Origin of the sequence: Paenibacillus sp. FSL R10-2778 (assembly GCF_038593035.1) — a bacterium.
GTDB lineage: Bacteria > Bacillota > Bacilli > Paenibacillales > Paenibacillaceae > Paenibacillus_AQ > Paenibacillus_AQ odorifer.
This window is the reverse complement of record NZ_CP151956.1, coordinates 3,703,088-3,720,077: the sequence shown is the minus strand read 5'-3', so window position 1 is coordinate 3,720,077 and position 16,990 is coordinate 3,703,088. Positions and strand designations below refer to the sequence as shown.

Sequence of the window (16,990 nt, the reverse complement as noted above, 5' to 3'; positions counted from 1 at the left end):
CATAATCGTTAACGGTAGTGTTTTCAAGCTGATCTTATTTAATGCATTACCCTAATTAAGGCCATACTAAAATGTGATTTTTATTTCATTATCTTAGCAAGACTAGACAGGAGAGAATGTAAGGATGGATTTATTTCGTAAAAAGGCTCTAAACATACCCACAAGTTCTGAGGGGACGCAGTTAAACAAGACGTTGGGTGCCCTGGATCTAACAATGCTTGGGGTAGGAGCCATTATCGGCACAGGTATTTTTGTAATGACAGGAGTTGCCGCAGCAGAACATGCAGGTCCTGGTCTTATAATTTCTTTTTTACTAGCGGCGTTTGCCTGTGTGCTCTCGGCATTATGTTATTCGGAATTTGCTTCGACCATTCCTGTTTCCGGGAGTGCTTATGCTTATAGTTATGTAGCCTTTGGAGAACTGTTAGCTTGGATCTTAGGCTGGGATCTTGTCTTGGAATACGGAGTTGCCGCAGCGGCTGTAAGCAGCGGTTGGTCAGGGTATTTTCAGGGGTTATTAGAGGGCTTTGGGATACATCTTCCAACCGCACTATCGGGGGCTTATAATGCAGAAGCGGGTACAATAATAAATCTGCCTGCAGTAATCATCATTTTGTTAATTTCCTATTTACTGACTCGGGGAACCAAAGAAACGGCACGCTTTAACGCAATCATGGTTTTTATCAAAATAGCAGTGGTGCTTCTATTTATCGTAACAGGATTTTTCTATGTGAAGCCAGAGAACTGGACTCCGTTTCTCCCTTTTGGGTACCATGGCGTGATCAATGGCGCGGCCACAGTGTTTTTTGCCTACATAGGTTTTGATGCGCTAGCAACTGCTGCTGAAGAGGTGAAAAGACCCCAACGCGATTTGCCGATTGGAATTATTTCATCCCTTGCTATCTGTACGGTCTTGTACGTTCTTGTCTCACTCGTATTAACGGGTATTGTTCCATATACTGATCTCAATGTTAGTGATCCTGTATCTTATGCGCTTCGCTTTGTAAATCAGGATATGATTGCCGGTCTGATCTCTGTTGGAGCCATTGCGGGAATGACTACGGTACTGCTCGTGATGTTATTCGGTCAAACTCGGCTGTTATTTGCCATCTCACGTGATGGCCTACTGCCCATAAGTTTATCTAAGATTAATGCTAAAACACAGGTACCTGTACGAAGCACATGGATGGTAGGTATCTTAATAGCTGTGTTAACGGGTTTCATCCCACTGGACCGGTTGGCAAATCTGACAAGCATAGGAACATTGTTTGCCTTTTTTGTAGTGTCTTTAGGGGTAATCGCGCTTAGATATATTCATCCGGATTTAAAAAGAGGGTTCAGAGTTCCTTGGGTACCTTTCATTCCGCTGTTAAGTGCGGCAACTTGTGGTATTTTGATGTATAATCTAGGAAGTGAGACTTGGATTGGTTTTCTAATTTGGACAGTTGTTGGACTTCTAATCTATGCACTATATGGCTATCGTAATAGTAATTTGAATCATAAATAAGATTCAATCCATCCGAGAGGAGAGAGGTTATTGGCATCTAAGATTGCTGGATTGAAGGGAATAAGATTAATATTGATGCTGATTTTGTTAGCGTGGGTGGTCACGGCTTGTTCATCTCCTCCCCCGGAACCTACTCAGCAGCCCCAGCCGACAGAGGCACCTGAAGAAGGACAGACGATAACCCTGATTACTCCAGACGCCAATCATATTGACAATGATAGCGCTCCGAAATATCAAATTCAGACTCGTCTTACAGATTTTCAGCTGCTTAGTGAAAGTGAGGGTCTGGCCTGGGGGGTTACCAAAAACGAACTCCGGTTGTACTTGACCCGGGATAACGGAGCAACTTGGGCTAATATTTCACCAGCACCAAATGTGCAGTTCCTCTCCAATCCTGTGTATGGGAAGGGGATTTTCTTCACGGATCCATCTCATGGTTGGATTATAAGAAGTGCTTTTGGCTCGACAGAAACGATTGTGCTGCGAACCACAGATGGTGGCCAAAGCTGGAAAATCTCATCTTTAGGAGATGTGAATACAGTATCCTCTGTATATTTCAACTCACCCAGAAAGGGTTGGCTGATGACCTCATGGAACGCTTCTTCCAATAAAGAGAACAAGGCACTTTTTTCAACGACAGACGGTGGGGCCACTTGGGAAGAAGTGATGCAGAATGAGCAATACAATCCGAATTTCCCAAATGATTCGATACCGTTTGCCGGGGTCACCACTGGAATGATTTTTCGCAATAGTACACATGGATTTGTGACACTACAGACAGGTGCTCTTCCCAAAATCTTTATGACAAAAGATGGCGGTAAGAGCTGGAGCCTCGGGCCAGCTTTTCTAGTTAACGAACGTTTAGAAGATTGTGACCGAGTAATTACTGGCAAACCGGAGTTCTTCGATGCTAGTAAGTCTACTGGTTGGATGTCTGTTGGCTGTCAAAAGGATAAAGAAAAAACGATCACTTACCATGGCTATTTTACAGCTAACGGCGGTGCTAATTGGAAATTCGCTTCCTTTGGATTGAACGCACAAGCTGGTGTTAATCGTCTAATTGCTCCGACTTTTTTGAATTCACAGATCGGTTGGACCATACTTGGCGACACCCTTTACCATACGATTGATCAAGGAGCGACCTGGTTACCGCTTAAAGAGAGCAGTGTACTGCGATCTAAGCTTCTGGAATATCCGGAGATTGTAAAGCTGCAGTTTTTTTCCACTGAGGTGGGGTGGCTTTTGATTGAGAAAAAAGAGGACAAGCGCTCGATACTGTTACAGACTACGAATGGTGGTATCAGCTGGCGCGTAATGTAATAAGGAATAAGAACCTGCCTGATGGTAGGTTCTTTTGTTGTTAGAAGAGTGGGGGGTTATTGTTGTTTGTGAATGATTGAATATAAGGAAAAAACTTATTTAAAATTTTCTTTATAAATGTGAAAAAAATCACATGACTTTTAAAGAAACCTGTGATATATTTAACACATAGAAAACAAGTTCAAATTTTCACAAACTCAGACATCGAATAGGAGAGATTACAATGAAAACATTCGAAACAGATTATATGACAAGAAACCTTTTGCAACTTTGCTACAACTGTGATGACGCTCATCTTTGTGAAACTGAAGAACAATGCAGAGCTTGCTGGGCTGAGAATGGAATGTTAGACGATCAGACGGACGAAACTAAGAAATTGCTAGACCTAGTTCATGCTTAATTTAATAACTGAAAACTCTGTATAGAGACCACTCGAATTCTTGATTTCTAAGAAAACGAAGTGGTCTTTTTTGCATCTAGTCTCACTTATTTAATGCTTTCTGGACTAGATGAGGCATATACATGTACAGAAGTACCCAGAACGCAGCAATTAGGCTGAATAACAAGAGGAAGAAGGGGGAAACTGTCATGGGAATGGGCCCGGATCTTTCATGGATGTTTGATTTTGCCGGAACGGTGATGCCGATCTTTATCGTTGTTATGATTGGTATTCTTGCTATATCAGCAGGCAGGGGCTTGCTTCAATGGGGCAGGAACAATGGCTCCCCCATACTAACAATCCCTGCGCATATCGTTAGCAAACGGACTGAAGTACGACAGCAGCAGCTTCAGGAAGAGAATGGCTCAACTCGTACAAGTACAACTTACTATTTAACGTACGAGCTGGAGGGCGGTAGTCGCATGGAATTTAAAGTAGATGGCCATGAATATGGCTTGAGTGCTGAAGGCGATAGAGGAATGCTTACTTATCAAGGAACCAGATATCATGGATTCCAACGACAGCCACAATACTCAACTGCGGAGTAGTCATTTGTATTAAATCAAAACAGCGATCCTCATGCTCATGGTGGATCGCTGTTTTGCGTTTTGGTTATGTACCATTCAAGCTCATTGATACCGTAGCTCTCAAAGCTCACTGACCTCGTAGTTCTCAAAGCTCACTGACCTCGTAGTTCTCAAAGCTCACTGTAGGTGCGATCATCTATTAAGTGTCAGATCTTCATTACCCTCTCACCTTGCGGACCCAGATGACGTTATTTGCAAATTCACAGTCTTTTGAGCCTAGTTTCGGACTCCAATGCAGCTATTCATTAGAAAGAGGCTTATAATCGGTGCTTTGCGGGCCAATAGGGGCTTTGGGGTCCGTTAGAATCCGAAAAGTGGATTAATATCGCGAATAAGGTCAGCTGTGTCCGATAGCGCCTTCTGAGCGGGTGCTGACGTTGTCGCAGTTGCTAACAAGAAAATTGATCTAACGTGGACATTGTTGCTAACACCGAGCCCGATTCCAGCACCGTTCGACGCTACCACCGACGTCGACTCTGATGCTAAAGCTGTCGTTAACAAGAACATCGAAGCTGAGGTTGATAATTGTTGCTAACACCGAGACCAATTCCAGCACCGATTCGACTCTAACACTGATGTCGACTCTGATGCTGGCACTTACGCTGACCCCGACGTCGACTCTGATGCTGCCACCGACCCCGACCCCGACTCTGACGCTTTAGCGAGGACATATGCAGCATATGGACATACGCAGCTTAGAGTGTCGCTAAAGGGGATTTGCTGAGTGGTTAAAAGGAAAGATCCCTACTCTAAAAAATAGGCGGGAACTGTCACCTCTTAGGCGAATGCACATACTATACAGCATGCAGTTAAGAACGAGGTTGCTACAAGAAGTGACCCCAAGGAGGAGACAGCGTGGCCGTCATCAAAACGAACTCGGAAGATGTGAAGGTGCTGGCGCGGTTGATGAGAGCGGAAGCTGAGGAAGATGGAGATCTCGGCATGCTCATGGTCGGCAATGTTGGCGTCAACCGGATTCTTGGCAATTGCTTGGACTTTAATAACATTCGAAATGTGAATGATATGGTCTATCAAAGTCCTGGAGGTTTCGAAGCGCCGCAGAAGGGATACTTCTACCAGCGAGCCAGAGAAGCAGATATCCGTCTAGCCAAACGTGTAATTGCTGGTGAAAGAACCTGGCCAGCTACCAATGCTTTGTGGTTCTTCAGACCCGCAGGTGATTGTCCTGCAACCTGGTATAACCAACAAAACACAGGCCGCTTTAAAGCCCATTGCTTCTTTACTCCGACCGGAGAAGATTGCCCGACTGTATTTATCGGCAATTAGCATGGTAACTGTGCAAAGAGAATTACTCAATAAAATGAGTAATTCTCACAGAAAGTTAGTGTGATTTCAATTGTGCCCAAATGTAAGTTTCATTAGTGTCCAAGGGAGCCTATGCTCCGATAAACATTTAGGAGGTTTCAGTAAATGATCGTTCAACCTTACCGCCCCGTAACTTATACCATCGGTAGTGTCTCTTCTTCAGGTATGCCAATGTCTTCCGGAATGCCGATGTCATCAGGAATGCAAGGCATGGGCAGCATGCCACCCCAAGTAAGCAGTGGCAGTCCAATGACTCCAGGGGGAGTAGTAGTTCAGAACCCACCACAAACGTTCGAACAATCCTACATTGAGAATATTTTCCGCCTGAATTTAGGAAAAGTAGGTACGTTTTATTTTACTTATGAGAACAACAAAGACTGGAATGCCAAAGTTTACAAGGGTGTGCTGGAAGCGGCAGGCCGTGACCACATTATTATCAGTGACCCTGCGACCGGCCAACGCACCGTCTTACTTATGATTTATTTTGATTATGCTACCTTCGATGAGCCCCTTACTTACCAATACCCAGGTGTAATTGGCAATCCTCCAACGATGAGAAATTGTCGCTAAATTTAATCCATCTTCGATGAGAAGAACTCCAACGCCAAAAGGTTAGGAGTTCTTTTTATTTGTGATGAATTTATGGAATAATCTTGATAATCATCGCCCATTTTTTTTCGAAAGGACACGCATGCTTGCGGTTTGCCCCAATATATTAATATAATAAAGTATATATTCAAAAACGTGATTCTAGACTGGAGATGAAACCATTGGGAAATTGATACTGAAAGGAACAAACGGCAAGCTTTTTGCCAATACTCTGAAAAAACGAAGGAGGTGGGCCTATCCATCCATGTACGGAAAATGGTGGATAGGAGTATAAATTGAGCGACCCTTTACCCGGTATATTACATGTTGGTCTTATTATTTTGTTGGTATTGTTAAACGGATTTTTTGTTTCAGTCGAATATGCAATGGTGAAAGTACGAAGTGGTAGAATTGATACCCTGATTGAAGAAGGTAGTAAAAAAGCTTTTAATGCAAAAAGCATTGTCAGCAACCTGGATGGCTATCTCTCAGCCTGTCAGCTCGGCATTACATTGGCTTCGCTTGCATTAGGGTGGCTGGGTCAACCAGCTATAGCTAATCTTATCGGGCCTTTATTAGGAAGCATAGGTTTAGGAGAAACTGCTGTTAATGTTGTATCTTTGGTTATTGCTCTTATGTTCATTACTATCTTGCATATCGTATTAGGTGAGCTTGCACCTAAGACCATTGCTGTTAACAAGGCTGAATCTGTCCTTTTACTAACAGCAGGACCGATGAATGTATTTTACAAAATCATGTATCCAGTGATATGGATCGTTAATGGGCTGGCGCGTGGTTTACTGCAAATTTTCCGATTAGCCCCGGCTTCAGAGCTGGGAACGGCGCATACGGAAGAAGAAATTCGTATTATCATGCAGGAAAGTAACAAAAGCGGCTTTATAGATAATACTGAAATGGCGTTAGTTGACAATATTTTTGAATTTGTGGATACCATGGCTCGGGAGATCATGATTCCGCGGACAGAGATGATCTGTCTGAATAATCATGTTTCTGCTGAGGAGAACCTTGAGATTGCCTATGATGGCATGAGGACACGTTATCCCGTCTGTGACGGTGATAAGGATCATATTTTAGGCTTCATCCATATAAAGGACTTAATTAAGGATCGTCCACAAAGTTATCAGAAATTAATTCGTCCAATATTGACCGTGCCGGAATCCATTCAGATTAGTGCTTTGCTGAAAGTTATGCAGCGTGCGAAGACACAAATCGCCATATTGATCGATGAGTATGGGGGTACTTCAGGAATGGTGACACTGGAAGATATCATGGAGGAAATTGTTGGAGAAATTCAGGATGAATTTGATGAGGAACGTCCCGGTGTTGAGAAGCTTGGTGAGGATGAACACTCCATTGACGGTTTGATGCTTATTGAAGAGATTAATGATCTTTTAGGTCTTCATATGGAGACTGAGGATTACGATACGATAGGCGGCTGGCTGTATTCTAAATTGGAGGTTAATCCACCTCAAAAAGGGCAATCCGTAGAATTTGATGATCATCTATTTATTGTAGAAGAGACTGAGAATAAGCGAATTTCTCGAATTAAGCTATTGCGGTTACAGTTATTGAATGAAGAAGCTGGAGCTTAATGGAATTATATATTTTTAAAATAAGAGCAGCGTTTCTCCTTTTGGAGTCACGCTGTTTTTTTTGACCATACTGTTTGCCAAAAAGAGATTAATAATTATATAATTTTAAATGTATATGATAAAAACTACATTAGTCCCTAGAGGACAGAAAGGAATTCTCCTTGAGTAAACCTAAAAAAAGTCCAAATGTTCCCCAGTTGAGCAAACAAGAGAAACGACGGGTAGAACAGGAGCAACAGAAGCAGAAAACGAGAATTTTAGTTATTAGTTCAATAGCTGTAGTAGTTATCATTTTTGTTGGATTGTTTATGTTAGCTTCGAAAGATGCAGCAAAGAATGTCTCTACAGGAGAACCGGTAGAATTCAATTACAGTGAGCTACCTAGGATTGGTAATGAGGATGCACCTGTTAAGCTTGTTGAATTTGGTGATTTCAAATGTCCAGCTTGTTCCCAATTTGCTGGCTCCATGAAACCGAAAATTGTTCAAGATTTTGTCAACGAGGGAAAAGCAGCTCTTTACTTTGTAAATATGGCTTTCGTTGGTCCTGACTCTGAGACAGCTTCACTAGCTGCATTGTCTGTATACCATCAGAATAAGGATGAATTCTGGAAGTTCTATGATGCTGTGTATGCGCAGCAAGGGGATGAGAGTGTGGAATGGGCCACTGAGGATTTCTTGGTAAGCCTTGCTGAAAAAGATAAATTAGCGATCGATTACGATCTGTTGCGTAAAGACATCCAAGAGAAAACTTATGCAGATGAGCTGAAGAAAGACATTCAGTTGGCAACTGACGCAGGCGTGACAACTACGCCTTCGCTCTACATTAATGGAGTGAAAACGGCTGAACCTTTCGATATTGAAGCGATTACATCTGAAATTAACACCGCCGCAAAAGCAGTGGAGGCAAAGTGACAAAATTCCTATCTTTTTGCAAGCGTAACTGCCTCTATCTGGCCTGGTTCGTCTCTTTGGTTGCTGTAGCTGGTAGCTTGTATTTAAGTGAAGTCTTGAAGTATGAACCTTGTAAGCTTTGCTGGTTTCAGCGGATTTTTATGTATCCGCAGTTATTTTTGTTGGGAATTGCCACTTTCCGTGGAGATAAGCGCATCATTCCTTATGTGCTTCCATTAAGTTTGATTGGTGGCAGTATCTCAATCTATCATTATGCGGAACAGAAGATTCCAGCGTTAAGTAAAGTTCTACCTTGTACAGTTGGTGTTCCTTGTAATAAAGATTACTTGAACTACTTCGGATTTATAACGATTCCTTTGTTAGCTTTAATAGCGTTTGCTCTAATAAGTCTCCTTCTTTGGTATGGACGTAGGGAAGAAGAAGTGATTGAAGTAGATGCTGAGGAGAGCTTAGGATTTTAGTTTTTACTTTGGAAGTTACAAAAAAGCTGAAAAGGTATTAAAATCACGGGCTAGAGGGATAATTGAAGATAATGAAAGAGAGCATCCAATAAGACGCTATATTTGAGCTTATTGGATGTTTTTTCATTCTTTTTTCATTTTTTTCAACGCTTTACTGTAGGCACTTTGTAGACTAATATTAGACCTTGTGAGAAGTTGAATATGCGCTGAATTTTCTTAGGAAAAACGGGGGAACCAAACTTGGCATTCATGCCAATGGGGTGAATCGGAACCGGGTCGAACAGATCTCTACCGTAGGGCTATAACCACAGCCCGAATCCGCCAGCTAACCTCGTAAGCAAGGTGGGAAAATGACCATGCATAAGCATGCGGATCATTTCCGTATGCTTATTTTTGTGTCTGCATTTATGAAATCCACCGATGAAAACAGCGCACGGAAATTCCGTTTCAGCTCCCAAAGAAAGGAACTGTATCCACCATGGTAAGCAAGGTAAAACGACTATTGATCGGACGTCCGATGAAGTCGAATGAACTCGATCATGAAAAGTTATCCAAGGTTAAAGCACTGGCTGTTCTGTCTTCTGATGCGCTCTCGTCTGTAGCCTACGGAACGGAACAAATTCTGATTGTACTAGTGGCTGCCGGGTTTACTGCCATCTGGTATTCCCTGCCAATTGCATTAGCCGTATTGGGCCTGCTGGCCATCCTGATTTTATCCTATCGGCAGACGATTTTTGCTTATCCGCAAGGAGGCGGAGCTTATATCGTAGCCAAGAGTAATCTTGGTATTCCGACAGGGCTGCTCGCTGGGGGTTCATTATTGGTGGATTACATTCTTACCGTAGCGGTTAGTGCCTCGGCAGGGACGGATGCGATCACATCGGCTTTTCCAAGTCTTCATAATCATACTGTTCTCATCGCTGTATCTGTTATCGTTTTATTAACAATCATTAATCTTCGCGGAGTGACTGAATCGGCTTCATTTATCGCAATTCCAGTGTATTTGTTTGTGGTTTCGATTGTTGTTCTGATTATCTCCGGTATCGTTAAATATGCAATGGGTGGCGCGCATGCGAATGTTCCTGAAATAGGCAGCGCCGTATCTAATGTAAGTTTGTTTCTACTATTAAAAGCGTTTAGCTCTGGTTGTTCAGCCCTAACGGGGGTTGAGGCCGTATCTAATGCGATCCCAAACTTTAAAGCACCGGCTGAGAAGAATGCAGCCAAGACGCTAATGATCATGGGACTTATCCTTGGCTTTATGTTTACCGGAATCACTGTGCTGGCGTATTGGTATGGTATTGTGCCAGATGAAAAGGCTACGGTTGTCTCTCAGATCGCTGAATCGACCTTTGGCCGTGGCGGATTGTACTTTTTCATTCAAGGGATTACAGCAGTGATTTTGTTCTTGGCAGCTAATACAGCATATTCAGCGTTTCCGCTGCTCGCCTTTATGTTTGCAAAAGATAAATATCTGCCACATGCATTTATGGTCCGTGGTGACCGCCTGGGTTTCTCAAACGGCATTATTTTTCTAGGAGTTATGTCTATCATACTTGTGACTGCATTCCATGGGAATACGGAAGGTTTGATTCCACTATATGCGGTTGGCGTGTTCATTCCTTTTACCTTATCCCAACTGGGGATGATGGTGCATTGGATCAAAACAAGACCCGCTGGATGGGTGAAAAGATTTGTAGTAAATACCATCGGTATGCTGACTACATTGACGATTACGCTTATATTTATCATTACTAAATTCTCGAGCGTATGGATGGCATTCATTTTCTTACCTGCTGTAATGTTCGTGTTCCACCGTATTCATAAGCATTATTTGAACACTGCGGATCAACTGCGTATATGTCCGGCTACGGATAAACCTGTAATTAAAGGAAGTACTGTAGTTGTTCCTGTTGCAGGGGTTACACGTGCTGTATTACATTCCATCAGCTATGCGAAGTCTCTAACAGATAATGTTGTTGCTGTGTATGTAGGCTTTGATGAAGAAGACATTCATAAGATGGAGCAACGGTGGGAGGAATGGAATCCAGGTGTACGCCTGATTGTACTTCGTTCCAGATATCGTAGTATCATTCGTCCGTTAGTGAAGTTTATCGATACGGTAGAGTGGAAGACCGCTGCGACGGATCACATCACGATTCTGATTCCACAGTTTATTACCAAACATTGGTGGCAAGCCGTGCTTCATAATCAGACCAGCTTTTTAATCCGCTCGTATCTAATGAATCAAAAAGACGTTGTAGTAGCGACTGTCCCGTATCATTTAAATAAATAAGTAGAAGATTAAAGATGAGGTTATATCCGGAACGTTCGGAATATAACCTCTTTTGTATTTTATATGAAGGAAATTGTTGCAAATCCACAGAATTTGAAATTTATATGTTGACACAGAGAATGAGAATCAATATCATTTAAAAGTGAAGCAGAGGTAAAGGTCACCTTTGAATATCAAAGCAGTTACATATAGGAGGGTTTTTAATGTTTTGGCTTAACAGAAAAAGATCAGGAAGCATGAAAGTGACGATGAGCGGACTAATAGTGATGACGCTAATACTTTCCGCTTGTGGTAATAATAATGCTGAAAGCTCATCAAATGCAGGAACAGCGCCTACAACAGCGCCTACAGCAGAATCTACAGAGGCACCTGCTGCACCTAAGACGTTAACAGATGCAATGGGTCATAAAGTAACGATTCCGGCTAATCCACAACGCGTTCTGGGTTCATATTTAGAAGACTCTTTGGTAACTCTGGGTGTAACTCCAGTAGCTCAATGGTCAGTTACAAATGGCGTTCAGGATTATCTGGCCACTGAATTGAAGGATGTTCCTACAATTAGTTACGACCTTCCGTTAGAGGCTGTAACCAGCTTTGCTCCGGATCTTATTATCATCCCATCGGAGTCTTCTGTTCAGAACGGGATTTACGATCAGTTGAATAAGATTGCACCCACTTATGTAATTGGGGATGAACTAAATCAAGATTGGCGCAAATCGTTGCTCAAGATGGGTGAGATTTTGAACAAAACCCCTGAAGCAGAAAAAGCCATTAAAGATTATGATGTTAAAGCAGCGGCTGCGAAAGAACAGCTTGCAGGAGCTATTGGACAAGAGTCCGCGGCTATTTTATGGTTGGTGCAAAAAAACTTCTATATTGTAGACGAAACCCGCAGCAGTGGAGCTGTATTATATACAGACCTTGGCGTAACGCTGCCTAACTTAGTAACAGAGATCCCAGTAGGAACAAGAGCAACTTGGAATCCGATCTCACTAGAGAAGCTTTCTGAGCTGACCGCAGATCATATTTTCCTTGTAAATAGTGATAAGACTGAGGGTTCGGAGATCCTAGATAGTGCAATCTGGAAGGGCATCCCAGCTGTAAAAGCTGGAAATGTGCATGAAATGAGCTCAACAAGCAGTTGGCTTTACAGTGGGGCGAACGCTGGCAGCAAAATCATTGACGATGTGCTAAAAAGTCTTGTGAAATAAAAGTCGTAATTCACCATGAATGAGACTGATCATTTCGGTGGGGAAGGGCGTGCAGATCAAGTATCTCGGGATACAAAGATCTGCACCATTTTTTTATAAACCAATCCCATAGTACGGAAAAATCGTTCCTGCAATTGTACAACATAAATATTTTTGCGATAATGAGAATGATTGTTGTTATCATATAAACCATTGTAACTATTGAATAAGGAGACGACTCATGGTTTCACCCTCAGATTTCGCAAATCGTATTAAAAATGAACCCAAAAAAGCTCTACATACCCGACCGGCAGCTGCCATTGGTATTCTTATTTTTGGACTTGCTGCCATTGCCTTCGGATTGGCACTTTCGGTCTCAGTGGGTGCGGCAGATATCAAGTTAGCTACGGTATGGGAAGCTATATTTCATTTCAATCCAGATTTACAAAAACATCAGGTGATTAGAGAACTGCGATTTCCACGTGCTATTGCTGGCGCCTTAGTCGGTGCTTGCTTCGCAGTAGCAGGGGCTATCATGCAGGGGATGACAAGAAACCCGCTTGCGGATTCAGGGCTGTTAGGCTTGAATGCAGGAGCAGGGGTAGCGCTGGCCATAGTATTTGCTTTTGCACCCTCACTCTCATTCACTTCACTAATGTTGTATTGCTTTATCGGTGCCGCTGTGGCCTCTTTTATCGTATTCGGAATCGGTTCGCTTTCTTTTAATGGCCTGACCCCCTTGCGATTGACATTAGCAGGTTCGGCAGTTAGTGCTTTATTGGTTGCTATTAGTCAGGGAGTAGCTATTCTTTTCAACTTATCTCAGGACATAGCCTTCTGGTTAGCTGGTGGGATGGGTGGAGCTAGCTGGACTCAGATCAAGATTATATTCCCTTGGGTGGCCGTAGCCTTAATTGCAGCGATGATGTTATCACGATCCGTCACATTGCTCAGCTTAGGAAGAGAAGTTGCGGTTGGCCTGGGGCAGCGGACAAGGTTAGTTCAATTGGCATGTATGATTGTTGTGGTTATCTTAGCTGGAAGTGCGGTTTCAACGGTTGGCCCGATTGCTTTTATAGGACTAATTATTCCACATGTTACACGTTATTTCGTTGGAGTGGACTACCGCTGGATTATCCCTTGCTCGGCAGTTCTAGGGAGCTTATTGATTATCTTTGCAGATATTGCCGCAAGAATGATAAATGCACCGTATGAGACACCGCTAGGAGCCTTAATTGCCATCATCGGCGTACCGTTCTTTATTTATTTAGCGAGTAAGCGGAAGGGGGAGCTGTAATGCCCAAATTAACCCTTACTCCAGATGAAAAAGAACGCCGCACACGCGCCCTAACGGTGTTATCACTCCTTGCTATACTGATCGTCGTTGTGTTTATAGTCAGTATGAATACAGGGTTTATGCGTCTATCCCCACTAGAGGTATTACATACACTCATGGGTGATGGAACACATCAGCAAAAGCTTATTTTATTTGATTTCAGATTACCCCGCATCGTAATTTCATTGTTAGTTGGAGCGGGCTTTGCAGTATCGGGCTGTATTCTACAAAGTCTCGCACGTAATGCACTCGCTGAACCGGCTACGCTGGGCATAAGTGCTGGTGCAGGTTTTGCGGTAATCATTTTTATCTCGTTTTTTCCGGCTACAACAGCAGCTCCGGTATTTGTCTTGCCTCTCCTAGCACTTGGTGGGGCTGGCCTGACCGCAGCTTTAATCTATATTCTTGCCTACCGGAAGGCAGATGGTCTGTCTCCTACAAGGCTGATCCTTATCGGGATTGCGGTCGCTGCAGGAATCAATGCTTGCCAGCTTGTATTGGCACTTAGGCTTGATCCTAATAATTATCAATTTGTAGCTACTTGGATCGCCGGGAAAATATGGGGTGGGGATTGGAGATTCGTCCTTGCTTTGCTGCCTTGGATCGCGATTCTGTTACCGTTCGCCTTCTATAAAGCCCGGGTTCTAAATGTATTGAATCTAGGGGACCATACTTCATTAGGTCTAGGAATGCGTGTGGAGAAGGAACGTATTCTCCTTCTGGTAACAGCCGTAGCGCTTGCCGGCTCCTGCGTCGCGGTAAGCGGAGGTATTGGCTTCGTCGGCCTGATAGCACCACACCTGGCTCGCAGGCTGGTGGGACCCCGTCATCAGGTGTTATTACCTGCTAGTGCTTTGACAGGGGCGCTTCTTATGATTACCGCTGATACCATTGGTAGATGGGTATTGCAACCTGCCGAAGTTCCTACTGGCATTGTGGTTGCGATTATTGGCGCACCTTACTTTTTATATTTACTCGCCAAGTCGAAAGCGTAAATTAGTTCATACTTAGGAGCTTAGCTCCATAAAACTTTTAAGGGAGTTGTAGATCATGTCAGAACGTTTGAATACAGAAGAATTAAGTATTGGGTATGCTGAGGCTACTATAGTTAAGGGATTGAACTTGTCTATCCCTACGGGGAAAATCACCGCACTAGTGGGCGCTAACGGCTCCGGTAAATCTACAATCCTCAAAACGATGGCCCGGATTATGAAGCCGAAGAGTGGCACCGTAATGCTGGACGGCAAATCGATCCATAACTTTTCAACTAAAGAGGTTGCTCGTCAGCTGGCGATTCTACCGCAGAACCCAACAGCTCCTGACGGTCTGACGGTATCTGAGCTGGTTAGCTACGGTCGTTTCCCTCATCAAAAGGGATTTGGCACGATGACCGCAGAGGATCGCAACATCATCTCCAACGCCATCTCTGTTACGGGCATGGAATCTTTTCATGATCGCCCTATTGACCGTCTCTCTGGTGGACAACGTCAACGCGCTTGGATCGCTATGGCGTTGGCTCAAGAAACAGATATTTTATTCCTTGACGAGCCTACAACGTTCCTAGATATGGCGCATCAGCTCGAAGTTCTTCAACTTTTGCAAAAGCTGAATGAGGAAGAAGGCCGTACCATTATCATGGTCGTGCATGATTTGAATCATGCTACTCGTTATGCGCAGCATATGGTAGCGATTAAGTCCGGTACTGTGGTTAGCGAAGGCTCACCTACTGAGGTTATGACACCAGATGTATTGCGGGAAGTGTTTGGAATTGAAGCGGATATCGTTCCGGATCCACGTACGGGTGTGCCACTGTGTCTTCCTTACGAGCTTGCTGCCTATAAAGCTGTGTAATTATCATCTAAAATCATACAACGAACAGGCTCCCGTCATTGACAAGGGAGCCTGTTCGTTGTTACAGTTGTGGTTGCCTACAATTTCATAATAACTCTTTAAAATAGATCAAGGACCATCATTTATACATGGTTAAAGGAGCATGAAAACATGAATATTGACAAAATTCAAGATGATCTAGAGCAGCTAATGACTGCAGGAATAGTGAAAAGTAATGAGAATTTAAAAGATCACGTGTACACTAAAATGGGCGGCAAAGCTGATATTTTGGCTGCACCAGCTACTTATGATGAAATTCAAAAGATTGTTACATATGCAGAACAAAATGGGATAACCCTTACGGTACTTGGGAATGGCTCCAATGTGATTATCCGTGATGGAGGGGTACGTGGAATCGTTCTGCAAACGGCAGGACTGACCGAAATGGGAATTCGCGACAATCTCTTATATGCGCAATGTGGTGCCAAAATAATTGATGTTTCCAGATATGCGCTTGATAAGGAGCTTACGGGTCTTGAGTTCGCCTGTGGCATTCCAGGAACAGTTGGTGGAGCGCTCTATATGAACGCAGGTGCTTATGGCGGTGAGATCAAAGATGTCCTGCATAGTGCACTAGCTATAAATAAGAACGGGCAATTGGTAACTCTGCAAGGAGATGAGCTGCAATGGGGATACAGAAAAAGTGTATTCGCAAGCGGTGAGTATATTGTACTTGAGGCCAAATTTGCTATGACTTCCGGTGATGTTTTAACGATCAAGGCAAAAATGGATGAACTAACTTATTTACGTGAATCGAAGCAACCGCTTGAGTATCCATCCTGTGGGAGTGTGTTTAAGCGGCCTCCAGGCCGTTTTGCAGGTCAGTTAATTCAAGAGAGCGGCTTACAGGGTACAAGAATCGGCGGTGCTGAGGTATCCAAGAAGCATGCGGGATTTATTGTGAATGCAGATAATGCAACAGCCAGTGATTACATCGGGCTAATCCACCATGTAAGAGCGACTGTGAAGGATAAATTCGGTGTAGAGCTGGAAACGGAAGTGGAGATCATTGGAGAAGAATAAATGATAAGCAAAAAGAGCCCGCAGATCGCTGTGGGCTCTTTTTGCTTATCATAATCATGTTCGTTTAATCTACTGAAAGGGTGTAATTAGCTCTGTCCGTAGTTATTTCTGCCTTGCGGTCGGCTAAGTCTACGATTTGAAGACCTTCAACAGCTAAATCATAAGTGGATTGTGGCAGGGATACCAGTTCACCATCGGCGTTAAGTGTGCTGCCGAAACCTCTTAATATCAGTGCACTTCCAAGATATTCATCAATTACGTCGTCTGCACTGCGGAAATCTACGGCCTCTAAATTGAAATGAACTTTATCCAGATCACGAAGTTCTTTCTTTTCAATAGCGATTGTTTCATTCAAATGATTGTTAAGCCAATCCATAAGCTGCTGTATACTTTGTTCCATAAAATGCTCCCACCCTTAGCTCGAAGATTATTATGAATAAGTTACCCCTTTCTTAGGATTTGAATCCTTTTTTTTGCCACATCTTAATTAACCATATGAA

At 43.2% G+C, this 16,990-nt stretch carries 16 protein-coding genes and 1 riboswitch; of the genes, 15 read left to right on the top strand and 1 reads right to left on the bottom strand.

The window, feature by feature from the left end; all coding sequences use genetic code 11:
* The first annotated feature begins 124 nt into the window (after positions 1-124).
* The 15 genes from NST40_RS16425 (at position 125) to murB (ending at position 16,490) form a co-directional block, all read left to right on the top strand.
* A complete protein-coding gene (locus tag NST40_RS16425; protein WP_076277012.1) occupies positions 125-1,507 on the top strand; it encodes an amino acid permease in 1,383 nt (460 codons plus the stop codon).
* A 30-nt stretch (positions 1,508-1,537) separates the two neighbouring features.
* The gene (locus NST40_RS16420; protein WP_081387523.1) at positions 1,538-2,827 is read left to right on the top strand and encodes a hypothetical protein; all 1,290 of its coding nucleotides are present in this window, start codon (positions 1,538-1,540) and stop codon (positions 2,825-2,827) included.
* Between the two features lie 223 nt (positions 2,828-3,050).
* Positions 3,051-3,227, top strand: coding sequence for a hypothetical protein (locus NST40_RS16415; RefSeq protein WP_169744776.1), 177 nt, complete (start codon positions 3,051-3,053; stop codon positions 3,225-3,227).
* 194 nt (positions 3,228-3,421) lie between these two features.
* Positions 3,422-3,814 (top strand): DUF2500 domain-containing protein, encoded by a 393-nt coding sequence (locus tag NST40_RS16410; RefSeq protein WP_036687780.1) that lies wholly within the window; start codon positions 3,422-3,424, stop codon positions 3,812-3,814.
* Between the two features lie 894 nt (positions 3,815-4,708).
* Positions 4,709-5,140, top strand: a complete 432-nt coding sequence (locus tag NST40_RS16405; protein WP_076126705.1) for a cell wall hydrolase — start codon at positions 4,709-4,711, stop codon at positions 5,138-5,140.
* A gap of 144 nt (positions 5,141-5,284) precedes the next feature.
* On the top strand, positions 5,285-5,749 hold the full coding sequence (gene gerQ, locus NST40_RS16400) for a spore coat protein GerQ (protein WP_036687556.1): 465 nt from the start codon (positions 5,285-5,287) through the stop codon (positions 5,747-5,749).
* A gap of 314 nt (positions 5,750-6,063) precedes the next feature.
* Complete coding sequence (locus NST40_RS16395; protein WP_036687555.1) at positions 6,064-7,380, top strand: hemolysin family protein; 1,317 nt, start codon at positions 6,064-6,066, stop codon at positions 7,378-7,380.
* 161 nt (positions 7,381-7,541) lie between these two features.
* Positions 7,542-8,294 carry a DsbA family protein gene (locus tag NST40_RS16390; protein ID WP_081398128.1) on the top strand — a complete coding sequence of 251 codons (753 nt, stop codon included), beginning with the start codon at positions 7,542-7,544 and terminating at the stop codon, positions 8,292-8,294.
* Positions 8,291-8,755: a disulfide oxidoreductase gene (locus tag NST40_RS16385; RefSeq protein ID WP_076126701.1), complete on the top strand. Its 465-nt coding sequence runs from the start codon at positions 8,291-8,293 to the stop codon at positions 8,753-8,755. Before NST40_RS16390 ends, NST40_RS16385 begins: the two co-directional genes overlap by 4 nt.
* A gap of 194 nt (positions 8,756-8,949) precedes the next feature.
* Positions 8,950-9,109, top strand: a riboswitch (cyclic di-AMP (ydaO/yuaA leader).
* 124 nt (positions 9,110-9,233) lie between these two features.
* Entirely contained in the window at positions 9,234-11,051 is a 1,818-nt protein-coding gene (locus tag NST40_RS16380; RefSeq protein WP_076126699.1) for an APC family permease, read from the top strand.
* Between the two features lie 203 nt (positions 11,052-11,254).
* A complete protein-coding gene (locus tag NST40_RS16375) occupies positions 11,255-12,262 on the top strand; it encodes an iron-hydroxamate ABC transporter substrate-binding protein (RefSeq protein WP_081387609.1) in 1,008 nt (335 codons plus the stop codon).
* 220 nt (positions 12,263-12,482) lie between these two features.
* Positions 12,483-13,538, top strand: a complete 1,056-nt coding sequence (locus NST40_RS16370) for an iron ABC transporter permease (protein ID WP_076217749.1) — start codon at positions 12,483-12,485, stop codon at positions 13,536-13,538.
* On the top strand, positions 13,538-14,572 hold the full coding sequence (locus tag NST40_RS16365; protein WP_076126695.1) for an iron ABC transporter permease: 1,035 nt from the start codon (positions 13,538-13,540) through the stop codon (positions 14,570-14,572). The genes NST40_RS16370 and NST40_RS16365 overlap by 1 nt, the downstream gene beginning before the upstream one ends.
* Before the next feature lie 55 nt (positions 14,573-14,627).
* Positions 14,628-15,428 carry an ABC transporter ATP-binding protein gene (locus tag NST40_RS16360; protein ID WP_036687549.1) on the top strand — a complete coding sequence of 267 codons (801 nt, stop codon included), beginning with the start codon at positions 14,628-14,630 and terminating at the stop codon, positions 15,426-15,428.
* 150 nt (positions 15,429-15,578) lie between these two features.
* Complete coding sequence (gene murB / locus NST40_RS16355) at positions 15,579-16,490, top strand: UDP-N-acetylmuramate dehydrogenase (protein ID WP_341002778.1); 912 nt, start codon at positions 15,579-15,581, stop codon at positions 16,488-16,490.
* A 64-nt stretch (positions 16,491-16,554) separates the two neighbouring features.
* Here the strand turns inward: murB and NST40_RS16350 are convergent, their stop codons facing one another.
* Complete coding sequence (locus NST40_RS16350) at positions 16,555-16,890, bottom strand: hypothetical protein (RefSeq protein ID WP_076184379.1); 336 nt, start codon at positions 16,888-16,890, stop codon at positions 16,555-16,557.
* Positions 16,891-16,990 lie beyond the last annotated feature (100 nt).

What these genes read in the sequence shown, in the direction of transcription:
- NST40_RS16425 (WP_076277012.1), top strand. Translation starts at nt 125, where the DNA reads ATGGATTTATTTCGTAAAAAGGCTCTAAACATACCCACAAGTTCTGAG.
- NST40_RS16415 (WP_169744776.1), top strand. Translation starts at nt 3,051, where the DNA reads ATGAAAACATTCGAAACAGATTATATGACAAGAAACCTTTTGCAACTT.
- NST40_RS16410 (WP_036687780.1), top strand. Translation starts at nt 3,422, where the DNA reads ATGGGCCCGGATCTTTCATGGATGTTTGATTTTGCCGGAACGGTGATG.
- gerQ (WP_036687556.1), top strand. Translation starts at nt 5,285, where the DNA reads ATGATCGTTCAACCTTACCGCCCCGTAACTTATACCATCGGTAGTGTC.
- NST40_RS16380 (WP_076126699.1), top strand. Translation starts at nt 9,234, where the DNA reads ATGGTAAGCAAGGTAAAACGACTATTGATCGGACGTCCGATGAAGTCG.
- NST40_RS16375 (WP_081387609.1), top strand. Translation starts at nt 11,255, where the DNA reads ATGTTTTGGCTTAACAGAAAAAGATCAGGAAGCATGAAAGTGACGATG.
- NST40_RS16370 (WP_076217749.1), top strand. Translation starts at nt 12,483, where the DNA reads ATGGTTTCACCCTCAGATTTCGCAAATCGTATTAAAAATGAACCCAAA.
- NST40_RS16365 (WP_076126695.1), top strand. Translation starts at nt 13,538, where the DNA reads ATGCCCAAATTAACCCTTACTCCAGATGAAAAAGAACGCCGCACACGC.
- NST40_RS16360 (WP_036687549.1), top strand. Translation starts at nt 14,628, where the DNA reads ATGTCAGAACGTTTGAATACAGAAGAATTAAGTATTGGGTATGCTGAG.
- murB (WP_341002778.1), top strand. Translation starts at nt 15,579, where the DNA reads ATGAATATTGACAAAATTCAAGATGATCTAGAGCAGCTAATGACTGCA.
- NST40_RS16350 (WP_076184379.1), bottom strand. Translation starts at nt 16,890, where the DNA reads ATGGAACAAAGTATACAGCAGCTTATGGATTGGCTTAACAATCATTTG.